The sequence below is a fragment of the Vibrio sp. 99K-1 genome (assembly GCF_013114585.1).
GTDB classification, from domain to species: domain Bacteria; phylum Pseudomonadota; class Gammaproteobacteria; order Enterobacterales; family Vibrionaceae; genus Vibrio; species Vibrio chagasii_B.
On the sequence record NZ_VTXF01000011.1, the window covers coordinates 78037 to 97179 of the forward strand.

The 19143-nt window shown below is 44.5% G+C and carries 14 protein-coding genes; 4 read left to right on the forward strand and 10 right to left on the reverse strand.

Features of this window, described 5'->3' with window-relative positions:
- Positions 1-153 precede the first annotated feature (153 nt).
- Positions 154-1371, forward strand: coding sequence for an ROK family protein (locus F0228_RS10650; protein ID WP_061033767.1), 1218 nt, complete (start codon positions 154-156; stop codon positions 1369-1371).
- 165 nt (positions 1372-1536) lie between these two features.
- Positions 1537-2478, forward strand: a complete 942-nt coding sequence (locus F0228_RS10655; RefSeq protein WP_061033766.1) for a chemotaxis protein CheV — start codon at positions 1537-1539, stop codon at positions 2476-2478.
- A 312-nt stretch (positions 2479-2790) separates the two neighbouring features.
- Here the strand turns inward: F0228_RS10655 and F0228_RS10660 are convergent, their stop codons facing one another.
- The 4 genes from F0228_RS10660 to F0228_RS10675 all read right to left on the reverse strand — a co-directional run bounded on the left by F0228_RS10660 (position 2791) and on the right by F0228_RS10675 (position 9078).
- Entirely contained in the window at positions 2791-5883 is a 3093-nt protein-coding gene (locus tag F0228_RS10660; RefSeq protein ID WP_171762228.1) for an error-prone DNA polymerase, read from the reverse strand.
- A 116-nt stretch (positions 5884-5999) separates the two neighbouring features.
- Positions 6000-7472, reverse strand: coding sequence for a DNA polymerase Y family protein (locus F0228_RS10665; protein WP_171730710.1), 1473 nt, complete (start codon positions 7470-7472; stop codon positions 6000-6002).
- Positions 7473-7475: 3 nt separating this feature from the next.
- Complete coding sequence (imuA, locus tag F0228_RS10670) at positions 7476-8183, reverse strand: translesion DNA synthesis-associated protein ImuA (protein WP_171730709.1); 708 nt, start codon at positions 8181-8183, stop codon at positions 7476-7478.
- A 154-nt stretch (positions 8184-8337) separates the two neighbouring features.
- Complete coding sequence (locus F0228_RS10675; RefSeq protein ID WP_017629695.1) at positions 8338-9078, reverse strand: YciK family oxidoreductase; 741 nt, start codon at positions 9076-9078, stop codon at positions 8338-8340.
- A gap of 137 nt (positions 9079-9215) precedes the next feature.
- On the opposite strand from F0228_RS10675, the gene sohB reads away from it, so the two are divergent.
- Entirely contained in the window at positions 9216-10283 is a 1068-nt protein-coding gene (gene sohB, locus F0228_RS10680; RefSeq protein WP_019820882.1) for a protease SohB, read from the forward strand.
- A 175-nt stretch (positions 10284-10458) separates the two neighbouring features.
- On the opposite strand, the gene F0228_RS10685 is transcribed toward sohB, so the two are convergent.
- The 3 genes from F0228_RS10685 to F0228_RS10695 all read right to left on the reverse strand — a co-directional run bounded on the left by F0228_RS10685 (position 10459) and on the right by F0228_RS10695 (position 15337).
- Entirely contained in the window at positions 10459-12018 is a 1560-nt protein-coding gene (locus F0228_RS10685; protein WP_061034190.1) for a SpoVR family protein, read from the reverse strand.
- Between the two features lie 11 nt (positions 12019-12029).
- A complete protein-coding gene (locus F0228_RS10690; protein ID WP_004737401.1) occupies positions 12030-13301 on the reverse strand; it encodes a YeaH/YhbH family protein in 1272 nt (423 codons plus the stop codon).
- A 101-nt stretch (positions 13302-13402) separates the two neighbouring features.
- Positions 13403-15337 carry a PrkA family serine protein kinase gene (locus F0228_RS10695; RefSeq protein WP_004737402.1) on the reverse strand — a complete coding sequence of 645 codons (1935 nt, stop codon included), beginning with the start codon at positions 15335-15337 and terminating at the stop codon, positions 13403-13405.
- Positions 15338-15733: 396 nt separating this feature from the next.
- Between F0228_RS10695 and F0228_RS10700 the strand changes: the two genes are divergently transcribed.
- Positions 15734-16447: a MipA/OmpV family protein gene (locus F0228_RS10700; protein ID WP_171730708.1), complete on the forward strand. Its 714-nt coding sequence runs from the start codon at positions 15734-15736 to the stop codon at positions 16445-16447.
- Positions 16448-16591: 144 nt separating this feature from the next.
- Here F0228_RS10700 and F0228_RS10705 read toward each other — a convergent pair whose 3' ends face one another.
- The 3 genes from F0228_RS10705 to pflA all read right to left on the reverse strand — a co-directional run bounded on the left by F0228_RS10705 (position 16592) and on the right by pflA (position 19019).
- Positions 16592-17161, reverse strand: coding sequence for an outer membrane beta-barrel protein (locus F0228_RS10705; RefSeq protein ID WP_171730707.1), 570 nt, complete (start codon positions 17159-17161; stop codon positions 16592-16594).
- Between the two features lie 396 nt (positions 17162-17557).
- Positions 17558-18058, reverse strand: coding sequence for a YfbU family protein (locus F0228_RS10710; protein ID WP_061034193.1), 501 nt, complete (start codon positions 18056-18058; stop codon positions 17558-17560).
- 220 nt (positions 18059-18278) lie between these two features.
- Positions 18279-19019, reverse strand: coding sequence for a pyruvate formate lyase 1-activating protein (pflA, locus tag F0228_RS10715; protein WP_061034194.1), 741 nt, complete (start codon positions 19017-19019; stop codon positions 18279-18281).
- Between the last annotated feature and the right edge of the window lie 124 nt (positions 19020-19143).

Below are 19143 nucleotides of genomic sequence, written 5' to 3' on the forward strand. Positions count from 1 at the left end.
TCGATGTGAGTGTTAATTTTCCTCGAACTATTTGACTCGATACACAAAGATTCATGTATATACGTGATACTGGTCACGGCGATATACCAAGTGACTTCACAATTACTTCGCAAAGTAAAAAAATTATCCCGTTGATGATTTCTGGAGCGTAAAATGTACATGGCTCAACCGGGCCATATTGATCATATCAAACAGGTCAATGCTGGTCGTGTATATAAACTAATTGACCTTAAAGGTCCTATTTCTCGTATCGATCTGTCCAAACAAAGTGAGTTGGCTCCGGCGAGTATTACCAAAATAACCCGTGAACTCATGGAAGCTCACCTTATCCACGAGACGACGGTTCAAGAAGCTACGACTCGCGGACGTCCTGCTGTTGGTTTGCAAACCAACAATGAAGGTTGGCAATTCTTGTCGATGCGTCTTGGACGCGGGTATCTTACTATCGCGCTTCATGAACTGGGCGGCGATGTGCTTATCGATACGAAGATCGACATTCACGAACGCGACCAAGATGATGTACTTGCGCGTCTTCTTCATGAAATCGACGAATTCTTTCAAACTTATGCTGAGCAGCTCGACAGGGTAACCAGTATCGCGGTCACGCTTCCAGGCCTTGTGAATTCAGAGCAGGGTATTGTGTTGCAAATGCCGCATTACAATGTCGAAAACTTAGCTTTGGGTCCTGAGATCTACAAAGAAACGGGCTTGCCGGTTTTTATTGCCAATGATACTCGCGCGTGGGCGTTGGCTGAGAAGTTGTTTGGTAATTCTCAAGATAATGACAACTCTGTCTTAATCTCTATTCACCACGGTTTAGGTGCCGGGATTATTCTTGATGGCCGAGTTCTGCAAGGTCGTCACGGTAACATCGGTGAATTGGGTCATATCCAGATCGATAAGGAAGGCAAACTTTGCCATTGTGGTAATCGAGGCTGTTTAGAAACGGTCGCGAGTTCACAGGCGATTCGTGAACAAGTGAAAGAGCGCCTAGCCAATGGTGAAGAATCCACGCTTACCGTTTTTGAAGATGTCACGATTGAACAAATCTGTGCTGCTGCGGCTGATGGTGACCCACTGGCTGTCGAAGTGATTGAGCAGTTAGGCCGTTACTTAGGTTCAGCGATTGCCATTGTGATTAACCTGTTTAACCCAGAGAAAATCTTAGTCGGTGGTGTTATCAACCAAGCTAAGAGCGTTCTGTACCCGGCGATTCAAAAGTGTATCGAAGAGCAGAGCTTATCGGTTTACCATCAAGATTTAGAGCTGGTGGAATCTCGATTCTACAAGCAAGCAACCATGCCAGGTGCTGCACTTATTAAGCAGGCTCTCTACGACGGTCAGTTGCTAATGAAAGTTATTGAAGGTTAACTCTTTTCTCTTCTTTTAGCCTTCCCCGATCCTTTCCATGTACTTAAGCTTCGTATAACAACATTTGTTGTACTTAGTTTAAGCATTCTGTGCATTAGCGCTTTGCTTTAACCCATTGAAGTAGGCTATTGTAGCCACAGTTATTATTTGTCACTAAGGTGTTGTATGTCTGGCGTTTTAAATTCGGTTGATCAGAGAACGAAACTGGTTGGTGAAAACCGTCTGGAACTCTTGTTATTCAGCTTAAATAGTCGCCAATTATTTGCGATTAACGTATTTAAAGTTAAAGAAGTGCTAAAAGTGCCGGTACTTACTCGCTTACCAGGCTCCCACCACCATATTACAGGGGTGGCTTCTTTACGTGGTGAATCAGTACCTGTGATTGATCTGCGAAGTGCGATTGGCTTTCCGCCGTCACGTGCAGAGTCTCAAGAAAGTAACTTGATCATTACGGAGTACAACCGAACTGTACAAGGTTTCTTGGTTGGACAGGTGCGTAATATCGTTAATACAACATGGACTGAAATCCAGCCGCCACCAAAGACAACAGGTCGTGCAAACTACCTAACCGCTATCACGCATATTCAAGAAGAAGATCAGCACAAAATCGTTGAGATCATCGATGTTGAAAAGGTGCTAGCTGAGATCATCGATTACGATGTGTCGATCTCTGAAGGTGTGTTAGATGAGCAGTTAGCTCAAGAGATGATTGGCCGAAACGTACTTATCGTTGATGACTCTTCAACGGCACGTAACCAGATTAAAGGCACTTTGTCGCAGCTTGGATTAAACATCATTGAGTGTTGCGATGGCTTAGAAGCTCTGAACTTACTCAAGGGTTGGTGTGACGAAGGGAAAGACATCAATCAAGAAATTCTGTTGATGATCACCGACGCCGAAATGCCTGAAATGGACGGTTATAAGCTGACACACGAAGTACGAACTGACCCAAGAATGCATGACTTGTTTATTACGCTAAATACTTCATTAAGTGGAAGTTTTAATGAAGCAATGGTCGAGAAAGTAGGGTGTAACCGCTTCATTTCTAAGTTCCAACCGGACTTGTTGGTTGAGGTAACGCAGGAGCGTATGCGACAGATTTTGTAAATTATACCGACAGGTGGTTTGTTTTGAGTGACCTTATGGAAAACGTTTGCTATTATCGATGCAGCATATTAATCGTCACAAAATATGCTCAACTACTCACGTAACTTTTCACGCACAATTTAAGGTAGTTCCTCTTAATGATATGGTTGACGTCTAAAGTTGTTATGACTTTAAGCTTATTACTATATAGGGAATTTAAGAAAAGACGTACGGAAGCTGACGTTGAGGTATAACTCAACAATTTGAAATAAAGGGAAGCAGGCGCTTCCCTTTTTCGTTTTATTTACCGATATAAAACAGTAATTTTAGTTGTTAGTGAAAGTCTCGCGATTTGGTTTTTAAGCCAACAATCTCATCGGTAATATCGATAAGCTTACCTGCAATCACATGTACCACTTCACCTTCTTTTTCTAGGATGCCTTGCACCTTTAACGCCTTGGCTGTGAGATACGCTTGCTGTTGAGCGCGCGCCGTTGCTCCCCATACCACCACATTAATATTGCCCGTATTATCTTCCAGTGTGACAAAGGTGACGCCTGCTGCGGTTCCGGGGGATTGCTTACCCGTTACAAGCCCAACAACGGTGACCATGGATTTGTGTCGTTGTTGTTTTAAGTCTTTCATATGAGTGAATCGACCTAGTCGGTTAGCTTCTTCCAGTAACGTGATGGGGTGCTTATTCAAAGAGATCCCAACACTGGTGAAGTCCTCAAGTAAATCCTGCATCTCACTGGGTTGTTGCAATCTTTGTTCGTCATTACCTTTTTCAAAGCTGTCATCGATTTGACTAAACAAGGGTAGATCAGAGGCCGAGTCCATAATCGCCCAGCGAGTTTGAAAGCGGTCACCTGAAACGTTGTGAAGCGCATTTGCTGAGGCAAGTAGCTCAATGTCTTTCTTGTTGATTGATAACTGTTTTACCTGGCTAGGGTGGCGATAACCCGAGCTCGGCCGGTTAGCTAACACACTCTGGATACCATGTTCACTCAAGCCTTTTATTTGTCTCATCCCTAAACGTATCGCTAAACCATTTTGTTGAGAGACAACGGTGTGGTTGTCTTGAGAGGCATTCACGCATACTGGGAGTATCGCCACATTGTGTCGCTGAGCATCTTGTACCAATTGCGATGGGCTGTAGAACCCCATAGGTTGGCTATTCAGTAAGGAGGCGTAGAAGCACTCAGGGTAATAGCATTTTAACCAAGCTGAACAATACGCGAGTACTGCAAACGAAGCGGAATGACTTTCCGGGAAGCCGTACTCACCAAAGCCACATATCTGTTTAAAGATTTGCTCCGCAAATTCAGTGTCATAGCCTCGCTTTTGCATGCCTTCAATGAGTTTGGTTTTAAATTTAAATACGTTGCCGTTTTTCTTCCAAGCGGCCATCGCACGTCTGAGCTGATCCGCCTCACCACCTGTAAACCCTGCAGCGACCATAGCGAGCTTTATCACTTGCTCTTGGAATATAGGCACACCCATAGTGCGCGATAGAACGGATTCAACCTCTTTCGAGGGATAGCTGATTGGCTCAATACCATCACGGCGCTTGAGATAAGGGTGCACCATGTCACCTTGAATTGGACCTGGACGCACGATAGCGATTTGAATTACTAAGTCGTAGTAGGTCCTTGGCTTGAGCCTTGGCAGCATGCTCATTTGTGCTCGTGACTCAATTTGAAATATGCCAACGGTGTCTGCTCGCTGAATCATGCCGTAAACCTGAGGATCATCTTTAAGGCGAGTGATCTCTGCGATCGTTAATGAACGACCATGAATACGCTTGATCAGGTCGAAGCATTTTCGAATGGCAGACAGCATACCGAGTGCGAGCACATCAACCTTAAGCAGTCCCAGAGTTTCAAGATCATCCTTATCCCATTGAATAATTGTGCGATCGTGCATTGCCGCGTTCTCGACTGGAACCAATTCATACAAGGGGCCTGAAGAGATCACAAAGCCGCCCACATGCTGAGACAGGTGACGTGGGAAGCCGATGATTTCATTAACTAAATGGATAAACTGCTGACCTTTTAAAGAGTCAGGTTGCAGCCCTAATAGAGTGAGTTGAGCTTGCCAACCTAGGCTTTTATCTCTGCGGTTGGTGTTCTTAATGAAGTAATCAAGCTGGGTCTCCTGTAGCCCCAGTGCTTTACCTACATCCCTTACTGCACTTTTGAAGCGATAAGAAATGACCGTAGCAGCAAGCGCAGCACGTTCTCTACCGTATTTTTGATAGATGTACTGGATGATTTCTTCGCGGCGTTCATGATCAAAGTCGACATCAATATCGGGCGGCTCATCACGCTCTTTACTGATGAAGCGTTCGAACAGTACTGAGATCTGCCTTGGGTCGACAGAGGTGATCTCTAGGCAGTAACAAACCACGGAATTGGCCGCTGAACCTCGACCTTGATAAAGAATGCCTTGGCTTTTAGCAAACATGACGATGTCATGGATCGTCAGGAAGAAGAAAGGGTAATCGAGCTCGTCAATGAGTCCTAGCTCTTTATCGATGATCTGTTGAATGTCACTAGGGACACCTTGTGGGAAGCGAGCTTGTTTGCCTTTCTCGACCAACATGCGCAGATAACTCATGGGAGTTTCACCTTGAGGTATCAGCTCACTTGGGTATTCGTATCGCAAGCTATCCAAATCAAAGTCACACAGCTCAGCGATGCGATTGCTCTCTTCTAGCCACTCTGTTTTAAAGATATGAGAGAGCTTATTGATGCTTCGCAAACAGCGTTCGGCATTCGCCAATAGATGAGTGCCTACTTCGGTAATGGGCTTTTGGTATTTAATCGCAGTGAGTGAGTGCTGTAAGGGCAAGCGATTAGCATTGTGCATCAACACGCCGCCACAAGCTGTCATTGGTAGGTGATGATGATGTGACAGCTCCACACAGTAATCGATGTACTGCTGATCGGTCTGTTTTAGGTGTCGTTGCAAGCCAATCCACAATCGACCTGAGTGATGTTGTGAAAGCCACTGTCCCCAATGGGTGTCTTCAGTTTTCTGTTGAGGAAGCCATAGAATAAAGCAGTGCTTAGCCGACATGATATCCCACTCAGAGAGCTGATAATGTCCTTTGCTGCTACGACGTCTCGCGTTAGTAATAATACGGCACAGTTCGGCATAGGCCTTTCTATTTGGGCACAGCAAAACCATTTGGCACTCTTCATTTAGCCAAAACATGCTTCCGACAATCTGTTTGAGCGACAGTTCATGTTGCTTGATTGCAGAGTGAACCTTAACGATACCCGCGACCGAGCACTCATCAGTGATCGCGAGTGCTTTGTAACGTAAAAAATCGGCCTGTAACACTAGCTCTTCCGCGTGTGAAGCTCCCTCAAGAAAGGAGTAATTACTTTGGCAGAAAAGCTCTGAGTATTGCTGAGACATAACGTAATCTCACTTAATCATTGCGAGTAAACATGATTGAAAAAGGGGCTTTTAAATTGAGTCAATGGTGCAGGTTGGCGATTCAACTCTTTATTGGTTAGCTGAGTAAGTGTTGATTAGCTGAATAAGCCGTGTAAGAACCACTGCTTATCGGGTGTTCTAAAGACCCATAACCATCTACCGTTTTCACTGTGAGCAATAAAGTAGTCACGAATGATTTTCTCGCCATCCCACCATCCAGAAACAATACGTTCAGGGCCCTGAGATAAGGTGACGTTCTCGGTTAAGGCTTCGGGCTCCTGCAGCAAAATACTGGGCCTGAGTCGCTGTTGGCTTATATTGATAGTTGGCTCTGTTTGTCCCACAACCTCAACGGTGGCTTGTTTCTTTGCTACGTTTTTATTCAGGGTTGGAAGCGAATAGCGATTGGCTTTTTCTGGCCTAGGATCCTGCTGTATTTTCGGTGTTTGAATACATGCCTGTCCGAGCTTTGCCTGTAACAGTGACAGTAGATCTAGCGCAGCAAGCGTTCCGGTATTGCCATCAAAAAGATCATGGTAGGCCGTTTGTGGTTCACCATGACGAGCTAACGAGAGAGTGAGCCCTTGAACGGGGGCTGTGAGCTTGAGTGACTCTAAGGTGAGATGGGTAAGGTTAGCCCACTTTTCAGCAAGGTAGTCGCCCTGTGCTGAATAGAAAGAGACATGGTGGTCGTCTTTATCCCTAAGGTGCAGAGTCAGTGTTAGCTCAAACGCGACTCTGTCACGTAGCTTCAAAAAGCACTCCAGTTGATTCAACAACTTCAGCAGTGGCTTTTCGATAAATAAAATGTTCTCTATATCAAACAACAGCTCCAGATATTGCTGGAAGCTTTCTGGTGGATGATAGAAATCAATAGGGTGCTTGAACTGCCCGTTGAGGCGACCAACATAATTGACCAAGTCGATATCAAAGCGACGTGCGACTTCTTGCAAAGGCAGCTTCAATAGCTCTTCAACGATATTAATACCGACACGATTTAATCGCTCAACTTGCTTAGGTGGTAGCTCACTAGAACTCAATGCTTGTTGGTTAACCCAAGCCTTCATCTGTTGAACATTGTTCGTTACTTGATTGATCGCTTGTTTGCCCAGAAGGATCGCAGAGAGCGGTGAGTAGCCCGTGGCAAAACTGAACTTAATGTTGAGAGCTTCAATATGGCTTTTGAGTTCATGCCAGTAGTTATCCAGCCCATCGTAAAGCGATAGCATGTTAGAAGCTTTAATCAACAAGCCATTGGGTGGCAACAGAGTCATGTCGGAAGTCACCAGGTACGCCCATTGAGCTATCTCTTTCAGTTTGTTTTTCTCAAGCTCAATGCTGTATGGGTGAACGTGTAAGTGATGGCAAAGCGCCGCCGCTGACCCTAGCCCCATACCCAGTGTGATGCCTGATTCCAGCGCGACTTGATTAGCTTGCAGTACACGATGATCTTTTTCATCCACGATGATAATAGGTTGCTCGTGTGATTCTTCCTTTGAGCTCGATTCACTTGAGTTAAACAAGGTATCCAATTGCAGAGATGGAAAGTGCAGATACAGCCACAGCATACGCTAGCCTTGTTTCGCAATAGGAAAAGCCAGCACAGTATTAGCAGACAAGGCACGGTGTGAACTGTCGATGCTGATGACTTTCTCTGTCAGTAACGGCCAATGGTGAGTCATGTCGAGGATAAAGCTGCCATACGACCAGCTGCCTTTTCTTTTTGTTACCTCAACCTTTAACCCCTGAGCATGAGAAGAGAGCTTCATGCTTAAAGAAACGGGTAGGGATAATTGATTATGGCTGGTGGCTTTAAAATGAAACTGCAGGCATTTACCGGTTTCACTTGCTGTTTGTAAGCGTTTGGTTTGGTGGATTTCGAGATCGGCTCCCCATAACAATACAGAATGGCAAGCACCACTCTTGAGGCATTGCTCAGCAGCCCATAATGCATCGAGATCGCGTTGAGGCTCGATCACCAAGATGTTATCAAGTTCGACTCCTTGGCTACTAAAAAACTCGGCACAGATCTTCCCTGGCGGGTTAATGAATATGGCCAGTTTCTGTGAGTTTTGCTGGGCTAAATAGGGTGTAAGCAGGCGAAGTTCGCCGATCCCTTGTTGTGATTCAACTTCAATAACGCCGTGCGTCGGAAAGCCACCATCAAGCTGTTTATCCAATTGCGGATAGCCTGTTGAAGTGGTACTTCCTAGCGTTGTTGATTGTAGCCCTTTCCAGATTAGCTGGCGGTCTTGTAAGTTTTTTATGAGTTCATGCATAATTAAATACCTGTATATTTATACAGTATATTTAATCGTGAAAAAGATGCAAAGCAAAATGACGAAAATTAGTAGAAGTAAGTGTTAGATACTTGATTTAGATACAAAAAAAGCCACTATTAAAGCGACTTTTTACGATTGATTATAATATCAACTACTTAGGTTGAGCATCGATACATTGGCCATTAATATCTGTCACACTTGGGTTCATTAAGTGTAAGTACAGTGGGATGATATCCAGTGGCGTTTTTAGCTTGTTTGCATCTTCACCTGGGTATGCTTTTGCGCGCATTCGAGTTTGAGTGCCGCCCGGGTTGATCGCATTAACACGGATGTTGGTGTCTTCAAGCTCATCCGCTAAGATTTGCATCATACCTTCGGTAGCAAACTTAGAGATCGCGTAAGTGCCCCAGAATGCGCGGCCAGAATGGCCAACGGTAGAAGACGTAAATACGATACGACCTGCTTCCGCTTTCTTAAGAGCAGGCAGAAGTGCTTGAGTCATCAAGAACTCAGACTTCACATTGATCTGCATAACATCATCAAAAGTCTCTTCATCAATCTGCTCAAACGGGCTCAGAGTTCCGAGAACGCCAGCGTTATGAAGTAGACCGTCTAAACGACCGAACTGTGACTCAATGGTTTCAGCCATATCAATGTAGTTCTGCTTTGTCGCGCCTTTTAGATCCAGTGGGATGATCGCAGGCTGTGGGTAACCAGCACTTTCGATTTCATCGTAAATAAATTCAAGGTTTTTAACATTGCGGCCTAGCAGAATAACTGTCGCGCCATGTTGAGCGAAGCTTAGTGCTGCTTGGCGTCCAATACCGGCACCAGCACCAGTAACCAAAATTACTTTATCTTTGAGGGCATCTGTAGAGATTGGGTAATCCACTGTGCTTATCCTTCTTTCTTTTATTATGTTCGCCATTCCATTGATGTTTAATCACACAGATAACCGCAGGAATGATGAGAAATTCTTGGTAATCGTGACAAGATGGTTACAATACACTAATTCATACATTAGGGGATATGACATTGGAATTTTTGTTGGACTACGGCTTGTTTTTAGCCAAGATTGCGACCGTTGTAATCGCCATCATCGCAATTTTAGTCATTGCTAAATCTGTGGGTGGAAAATCAAGCGCGATTAAAGGTGAGCTGGAAATCACGAACCTATCTGAACACCATAAACAGACAATCGAACAATTAGAGCACCATCTACACGATGATGCTTTCATCAAAGCCCGTGATAAAGCAGAAAAGAAAGCGGAAAAAGAGAAAGTAAAATCACGCGGTAAAGAAGTGAAAAAAGCAGCGAAAGAGGGCGAGCTTGATAGCAAGCGTGAACCACATCTATTTGTTCTTGATTTTAACGGCAGCATTGATGCGAAAGAAGTGGCTTCATTACGTGAAGAGGTAACGGCGGTTTTGGCTGTTGCTCGTGAAGGCGATGAAGTATTACTTAAGCTTGAATCTGGCGGTGGCATGGTTCACGGCTACGGTTTGGCGTCTTCTCAACTTGATCGTATCAAAGCAGCAGGTCTGCCTCTGACTATCTCGGTAGACAAAGTGGCGGCAAGCGGCGGCTACATGATGGCATGTATTGCAGACAAAATTGTGTCAGCGCCTTTCGCTATCGTTGGCTCTATTGGTGTGATTGCTCAACTGCCAAACTTTAACAAACTGCTTAAGAAACATGATATTGAGTTCGAGCAGCTAACAGCAGGTGAGTACAAACGCACACTGACTATGTTTGGTGAGAACAGCGATAAAGCACGTGAGAAGTTTAAAGAAGAGCTAGAAGAGACACATGGTCTATTCAAAGACTTCATTCGCGACCACCGCCCTGCACTTGATCTTGATAAAGTAGCGACGGGCGAACACTGGTTTGGTACGCAAGCTCATGAACTTGGGCTAGTGGATGAGATCCGCACTTCTGATGACCTAGTCGTTGAAGCATGCAAAGACAAGACAGTGCTAGCGATTCACTATGTACAGAAGAAAAAGCTATCGGACAAGCTCGCAGGTGTGGCAGGTAAATCTGCAGACAGCGTGCTGATGAAGCTGATTGAACGCGGTCAAAAGCCGATCGTTTAATAGTGTTCGTTTAAGACGCTAGAGCTCAAGAAGCAAGAGCCAAAAGAAGCTTAAAAGGAAAGCGCATAAGTCGACGACTTATGCGCTTTTTTGTTGCTCCACTTCCGAGCGGGTGACCACTATGTTGTAGGGGGAGCGGAGTCTTATACCCATTACTGATTAACGGCGATGAGTATTAGATTTTTGCTCCGTAATCATTACGTTTCGGGCAAGTGGTTAGGATTTCTCGATGACCTGTATCTTTGACCTCTTCTAAAATCACATCGAAGCCCCATAAGCGATATAAGTGCTTCATCACTTCGTCGTAGCCTTTATCCAGAGGGATACGGTCATGAGGGACATATTGCAATGTCATTGAACGATCGCCGCGTACATCTACATTGAACACTTGAATGTTGGGTTCAAGGTTGCTGAGGTTGTATTGCGCGGCGAGCTTTTCACGGATCAGGCGGTAGCCCGGGTCATCATGAATCGCACTCACTTCAATGGTGTTTTTTCGATCGTCATCGAGCACTGCGAACAGCTTAAAGTCTCGAATGATCTTCGGAGAAAGGTATTGGCTGATGAAGCTTTCATCTTTGAAGTTGTGCATCGCAAAGTGCACCGCCTCTAGCCAATCCGTTCCTGCCAATTCCGGGAACCACTCTCTGTCTTCATCGGTTGGCTCTTCACAGATACGACGGATGTCTCTAAACATCGCAAAGCCAAGCGCGTATGGGTTGATACCGCTGAAATAAGGGCTGTTATAGGCTGGTTGAGCGACTACGCTAGTATGGCTGTGTAGGAACTCTAAGATGAACTTATCACTTACTAGGCCTTCATCGTATAGATGGTTAAGAATGGTGTAGTGCCAGAAGGTTGCCCAGCCCTCATTCATTACCTGAGTCTGTTTCTGAGGGTAGAAGTATTGGCTGACCTTACGAACAATACGTACACATTCACGCTGCCAAGGCTCCAGTAAAGGCGCATTCTTCTCAATGAAGTAAAGAATGTTCTCTTGTGGCTCACTTGGGAAACGTACCTTCTGCTCTTCCTCTTTGTCGCGGTTTTGTGGCACTGTGCGCCACAGTTCGTTGACTTGAGATTGCAGGTAAGCCTCACGTTCTTCTTGGCGAGCGGTTTCCTCCGCGATGGAGATCTTCTCTGGGCGTTTGTATCTGTCAACGCCGTAATTCATCAGAGCATGGCAAGAATCGAGCAGTTGTTCGACTTCTGAAACGCCGTATTTCTCTTCACAATCATTGATGTACTTTTTAGCAAACAACAAGTAGTCGATGATTGAGCTAGCATCTGTCCATGTTTGGAACAGGTAATTTCCCTTGAAGAAAGAGTTATGGCCGTAACAAGCGTGTGCCATTACCAGCGCTTGCATCGTCACGGTATTCTCTTCCATTAGGTAGGCAATACAAGGGTCCGAGTTGATTACGATTTCATACGCGAGCCCCATTTGACCATGTTTGTAGTTCTGTTCGGTTTGAATGAACTTCTTACCAAATGACCAGTGGTTGTAATTAATAGGCATACCGATACTCGAGTATGCATCCATCATCTGTTCAGAAGTGATCACTTCGATTTGGTTAGGGTAAGTGTCTAGTCGGTAATGCTGCGCCACACGCTTAATTTCAACGTGGTATCGCTCTAAGAGGTTGAACGTCCAATCTGGACCATCAGGCAGCATCTTGTCGTTGTTCTTTGGTGCAGCTTTTTTCTCTGCAACGTTTGATTTCGCTGTCATGGCAAGCCCCCTTACGCTGTCTCTTTCTGGAACAGTTCTCTAAACACAGGGAAGATATCATCCACTGTTTTGATGTTTTTCATGGCGAAGTTGTCGAAGCTCGCTTCTAACTTCTCATACTCGTGCCAGAGCGTTTGGTGTGAGCGACGCGTGATCTCGATGTACGAGTAGTATTGGCAAGTCGGCAGAAGCGTATTCACCAGTAACTCTTTACAGCGAGGCGAGTCATCTGCCCAGTTATCACCATCAGACGCTTGTGCCGCGTAGATATTCCACTCATTAGCCGGGTAACGATCAGCAACAATTTCTTTCATCAGTTTTAAGGCGCTCGATACAATGGTGCCACCGGTCTCTTGCGAGTAGAAAAACTCGTGCTCGTCGACTTCTTTGGCTTGAGTATGGTGACGAATAAACACCACATCGACATTTTCGTAGGTGCGATTAAGGAATAGATACAGCAGCACATAGAAACGTTTTGCGATGTCTTTAGTGGCTTGGTCCATCGAGCCAGACACATCCATCAAGCAGAACATCACCGCTTGGCTAGATGGAATAGGGCGTTTCTCGTAGTTTTTGTAACGTAAATCGAAGGTATCGATGAACGGCACGCTATCGATTTTCTTACGTAGCTCGGCAATCTCTTCCTTGATTCGAGCTTCTTCAAACGGTTGAGCGGGCTCGGTCATTTGAACTTGATCGAGCTGGTCCATTAGGGTTTTTAAATCGCGCTTTCTACCTGCCGTCATTGCGGTTCGGCGAGCAAGTGACTGTTGCAGTGAGCGAACAATCGCGATGTTGGATGGAATCCCCGCGCTTTGGTAACCAGAGCGGTGCGTTTTCCATTCGGTGATTTTGTTGACCTGATTTTTCTCTAGGTTAGGCAGGGCGAGATCTTCAAACAGAATGTCTAGGTACTCGTCTTTTGATATTTGGAAAGTAAACTCATCTTGGCCTTCGCCATCTGGGCTAGCATCCCCTTGGCCTGAGCCACCACCTTGACCACCACCTTTCGGGCGCTCGATTTTATCGCCGGTGATGAATTGATCATTACCAGGGTGCACGCGTTCTCTTACGCCACCTTGACCTTGGTGAAAGCTTGGTTCTTTGATGTCTTTATGAGGAATAGTGACGTCCTCACCAGTTTCAGTGTTGGTGATTGAGCGTCGGTTGACTGCATCGGCCACAGATTCTTTGATTTGCTCTTTATGGCGTCGTAAGAAGCGCTGTCTGTTTACAGCACTCTTATTCTTGCCATTGAGCCTCCGATCGATAAATTGTGCCATAAGAACTCCCTCTCAGCTGATGTCGCGATCCTACTTTTACACGGGTATAAGAGTTATTGGTTGGTACGAGCTGCCCACATGAGCAGCTCTATACCGTTTAGTTATGAGGATTTACGAACTCTTAGGTACCACTCAGATAGCAGTCTCACTTGTTTCTCGGTGTAGCCTTTTTCCATCATACGAGCAACGAAGTCGTCGTGCTTTTTCTGATCATCCGTAGAGGTCTTAGCGTTGAACGAGATAACAGGAAGTAGCTCTTCTGTGTTGGAGAACATTTTCTTCTCAATCACAGTGCGCAGTTTCTCGTAGCTGGTCCAAACTGGGTTTTGACCGTTATTGTTCGCCTTGGCACGAAGCACAAAGTTCACAATCTCATTTCGGAAGTCTTTAGGGTTACTGATACCGGCTGTTTTTTCGATTTTCTCTAGCTCACCATTTAGAGAAGCGCGGTCGAATAGCTGACCTGTTTCTGGGTCGCGGTACTCTTGGTCTTGGATCCAGAAGTCTGCGTAGGTTACATAGCGGTCGAAGATGTTCTGACCGTACTCAGAGTAAGACTCTAGGTAAGCGGTTTGAATTTCTTTGCCGATGAACTCTACGTAGCGTGGCACTAGATATCCTTTCAAGAACTCAAGGTATTTCTCGGCGGTTTCTTGAGGGAATTGCTCACGTTCAATTTGTTGTTCAATGACGTAGAACAGATGAACGGGGTTCGCGGCCACTTCGGCTTGGTCGAAGTTGAACACGCGAGATAGGATCTTAAAGGCGAAACGAGTCGATAGACCAGACATACCTTCGTCTACACCTGCGTAGTCGCGGTACTCTTGATAACTTTTCGCTTTTGGATCGGTGTCTTTAAGGGTTTCACCATCGTAAACGCGCATTTTCGAGAACAGAGACGAGTTCTCAGGCTCTTTCAGTCTCGATAGGATGCTGAATTGCGATAGCAGGTCGAGTGTGCTTGGCGAACATGGTGCGTTCGACAGTTCACTGTGCTCAAGCAGTTTCTTGTAGATCTTAACTTCTTCAGAAACGCGCAGACAGTAAGGGACTTTTACAATGTACACACGGTCAAGGAAGGCTTCATTGTTCTTGTTATTGCGGAATGTCTGCCACTCGGATTCGTTCGAGTGAGCCAGAATCATACCGTCGAATGGCAGTGCAGAAAGCCCTTCAGTACCGTTGAAGTTGCCTTCTTGAGTTGCTGTTAGTAGAGGGTGTAGTACCTTGATCGGCGCTTTGAACATCTCTACGAATTCCATCAGGCCTTGGTTAGCTTTACATAGCGCACCTGAGTAGCTGTAGGCATCTGGATCATCTTGAGAGAAGTGTTCTAGTTTACGGATATCTACTTTACCAACTAGGGAAGAGATATCTTGGTTGTTTTCATCACCAGGCTCTGTCTTCGCGATCGCCACTTGGTCGAGGATAGAAGGGCGTAGCTTGATGACTTTGAATTTAGAAATGTCGCCGCCGAAATCATGCAGGCGTTTTGCAGCCCATGGAGACATAATCGAACGAAGATAGCGCTTTTCGATGCCATACTCGTTTTTCAGTAAGTCGCCATCTTCATTGACGTCAAATAGACAGAATGGGTGGTCGTTTACTGGGCTTCGTTCACCGTCAGCAGAAAGTACGTAAATAGGTAGCTTTTGCATCAGTGCTTTTAGCTTTTCAGCAAGCGATGATTTACCGCCGCCCACAGGACCAAGCAAGTAAAGAATCTGTTTACGTTCTTCTAGGCCTTGCGCAGCGTGTTTTAGATAGGAAACAATCTGTTCAATCGCGTCTTCCATGCCGTAAAAATCTTCGAATTCACGGTAACGAGATATAACTCGGTTCGAGAAAATGCGACTTAATTGAGGGTCTTGCGCGGTGTCAATAACCTCAGGTTCGCCAATAGCCAGAAGTAAGCGCTCCGCGGCGTTGGCGTAAGCACTTTTGTCGTCTTTACACAGCGCCAAGAACTCTTGCAGTGTCAGCTCTTCTTCCTTGGCTGCTTCATAACGTGATTGATAGTGGTCAAATATACTCATAGTCACATTCCCCTTGTTAACCAGTCAAAACTGACGAGCGATTGAAAAATAGGCTCTCCCTACATTTTAAGGTTAGACCCGCTTCCACAATTTTGCTTAACAATTATGTATTTATTTACAATTTTGCGTGTTGAAAGACCCGCTAAAGCTATAGGCAACTTGATGCGAGTAGAATCCAATAATTTTATATACGAAGGGTTTTGGTCTTTCGTTTTGTGTTTTTAAACCATTTTACAATTCCCACACTGTATTTATGTGTATCGGATGTATTACTGGGTTCTATTGATTTTTTGGAATGTAGTACCATATAATGCGCAGCGTTATCAGAAATCGCTTAAAAAATAGGTAGAAACAGTGAAGAGTCTTTGGTTAAAAATCGCCATTGTTGGAACAGTAATGTTAACGGCGACCACTACGCACGCAAAAATATCACAATGGTCATTGGGTGTGGCTGCTTCTTATTCTCCTGCTGTGTACAAAGACACGCCGTCAAATCGCGCGGTTATTCCGATGATTGGCTATGAAGGTGAACACTTTTTCATGCGTGGATTCAGCGCTGGCTATCGTTTGTTACCAGCCGGCTCACCTCAGAATATTGTGTTTCGAGCGGTTTATGATCCAAGAACATTAAAGCCAGGTGACTCAGACAATGTGGATATTCAAAAACTAGATGAACGTAAAGCTTCGGTATTAGGTGGCGTCAGCTATCAAGTGATTACGCTGGTGGGTATGTTTGAGGCAACAGCGGGCTCAGACTTAGGCTTTAGGCACAACGGTATTTATGCTGAAGCGGCTTGGCGCCTGCCTATTCGCCGCAATGGCTGGGCGATTACGCCTTCGATTGGTTACGCTTACAACAGTGAACGCTTGAACAACCACTTGTATGGTGTGAGCTCAGCAGAAGCTGCAAGAACGAATCTAAACGAGTTTGATGCCGATTGGGATGGCCAGTACTTTATTGGTTTAGGTGGTTACTTACATGTAACGCCGAATATTCGAGTGACTGGTGGTGTTCGTTACACCAACCTAGAGGGTGATATCGAGAATAGTCCAATCTTAGAAAGCGGAATTAATATGGCGGCAAACGTCGGTGTTGCTTACGTTTTTTAGCCAAAAAGAAGTGGATGCAGAAGGGTTACTCGCGATGAGTAACCCTTTTTATTGATGCGAGATACAGACCGGTTGACGTCAAGACTCCAAGAATCGTGATTACGGTGATCTGTTTAACTACTGTAAACCTTTCTGCTTAATATTTTAGAAAGTGAAACCGGCTTGTAGACCTAGAGTACCGTCACTACCTAGATTAACGTTACCTGAGCTAAAGTCGTACCAATCGAAACCAACACGCGCCATAAACTTCGAGTTACCAAACATTGGTTTCGGTGACTTAAATTCAGCACCTATGCCGTAAGTTGCACCCCATTCGCTATCTGAGTACTTACTATTCACTGAGCCATCTTTATCAGTAATCGTTAATTTAGAGTTGAGGTTAGAGTAAGCAAGACCAGCTTTACCGTAGATAGCAAAAGACTCATCGAAGCTATATTTGTACATTGGCGCTAAAGACATTTTGAAGTGTTTCAAATTGCCTTTGTACTTAGTTAGGTCACCATGTACGTCCGACGTAACCTCATTGCTGTCGGAGTCTATGTAATTCATTGTTGATTCAAGATAAAAATTGGTATCAAGAATTTGTGAGCCAACAGTGAATTGTACGCCTGTGTCGTCTTCATTGATGCCAACGCCGCCAAGTACGTACATGTCGTTAGCTGCGAAAGATGAAGTTGACAGAATAGCTAGTGATGCAAGGATGAATTTTCTCATGTTTATCGCTCTGGTTAATTAATTTCGGTGAGCATTCTAGCTACTTCTTTAAAATAAAAAACACCGTTCGAAATTGGGGTGGCGATTTTTAATTTGTATTAAATGTTTCGATGTAGAATTAATAAAGGTGAATGAGCTTATTACTTATAAGTCATAGGCTTATGCTCATTGGTTAATGGGCGATATCAGAGAAATTAATGGGAAACGGTTCGATGTTTAATATCTTATTTTCATGATTAATGTGTGTTTTCTGTATCTAAAGCACGCTTCATATCCACGTCGCTTAATAGTTCCCGTTTTCTCTCATTATATGCAGACATGAAAAAAGGGTTACTCGTGATGAGTAACCCTTTTTTGAAACGTTTTAAGCCAATCTGAGGCTTAACTTTTTATGCATTAAGCACTGAAGATTTGAGATAGCTCTGTCGCACATAGGTGGTACTGACGAGGGCAGTTGCGCCATGTTGTTAGCATGCGACGGTATTTGTCTAGCATTGGCATTTGGCTATTGAAGTGGTGATCCGCTTTGTCGAACTGAGGGTAAAGGCCTTCAGAGTCAACTAGGAAACGTACGTAGTGTACGATTTGCGCTTCAGATGCAATGTCGAAACCTAAGAACTGTAGGCGACGCTGATCAACTTCTTTACGCTCGTCTTCTGCAAGCATTTTGTTCGACTCTTGCATTGCATGGTACATCTCCATGATGTCGATGATTTCGCGACATTCTGCTTCAGTCAAACAACCAAACTCTTTGTTAAGCTCACGCATTTGGAGTTCGTAACCACGCTCTACAATCGTTTGTAGACGTTGATATTTAGCTGAGTTCTCAGGATCCATTTGAGACATTAGGTAGTATTGATTTGATAGAATTAGACGCTGAGCATTGGTCATTTCCATGGGAGAAGCCTCACTAAAAACTAAATGTTGTATTCTTTTGTTGAAGTAAGAGTAACAGCATTCCTACGAGTGGAAACATGATCTCAACACGGATTTAATATGATTTTTTGAATTGATAAACAAAAGTTGTAAAGAAAAGTGAAAGGATTGTTTGGCTCGAAAAAGAAAACGCCCCAATCGAAATTGAGGCGTTTGAAACAGGTTTTAAATACCGTTGGTATTAGTATTTTACGTTGGAGTGGTATTGGCTTAGAACCGCAACAATTTCATCCATTGTCTCTTTACTTGGCGGGTTTACGCCTTCAAGAGGGTAGTCCAAACCAAGAGCTTCCCATTTATGCGCACCCAGTTTGTGGTAAGGAAGCAGCTCTACTTTTTCGATGTTGTCCATGTCTTTAATGAACTCACCAAGTAGATGTGCATCTTCTGGTGTGTCTGTGTATCCAGGAACAATCACGTAACGAATCCAAGTCGTTTTACCAATCTTATGAAGGTAACGGGCAAAATCGAGAGTACGTTTGTTAGATACACCAATGAAATCATGATGAATTTCATCACGCATGTGTTTCAGATCGAGCATTACAAGGTCAGCTGCGTCTAAAACCTCATCAACAACGTCAGTATGCTTACGAATATAGCCATTGGTATCAAGACAAGTATGGATACCTTCAGCCTTAGCAGCTAAGAAGAAGTCGCGGACAAACTCAGGTTGTAGCATCGCTTCACCACCAGAACAGGTGATACCACCACCAGACGCTTTCATGAAGTGGCGATAAGATTTCGCTTCGTTGATGATTTCTTCTACAGTGACTTCTTTGCCATCATGCAGGTCCCATGTATCGCGGTTGTGACAGTACATACAACGCATTAAGCAGCCTTGAAGAAACACAATAAAGCGGATACCAGGGCCATCGACAGTACCACAAGATTCGAATGAGTGAATGCGACCAGTTGTAGACATGAGCTATTCTCGTAGAGGAATTTATGCCCTTTATTTTATTACAAAAACGGTACATAAAATAGGGTCAAATCGTAACGAGACCTTTAAAAATAAAGGCAATCACCACGGAAGATGATTGCCTTTA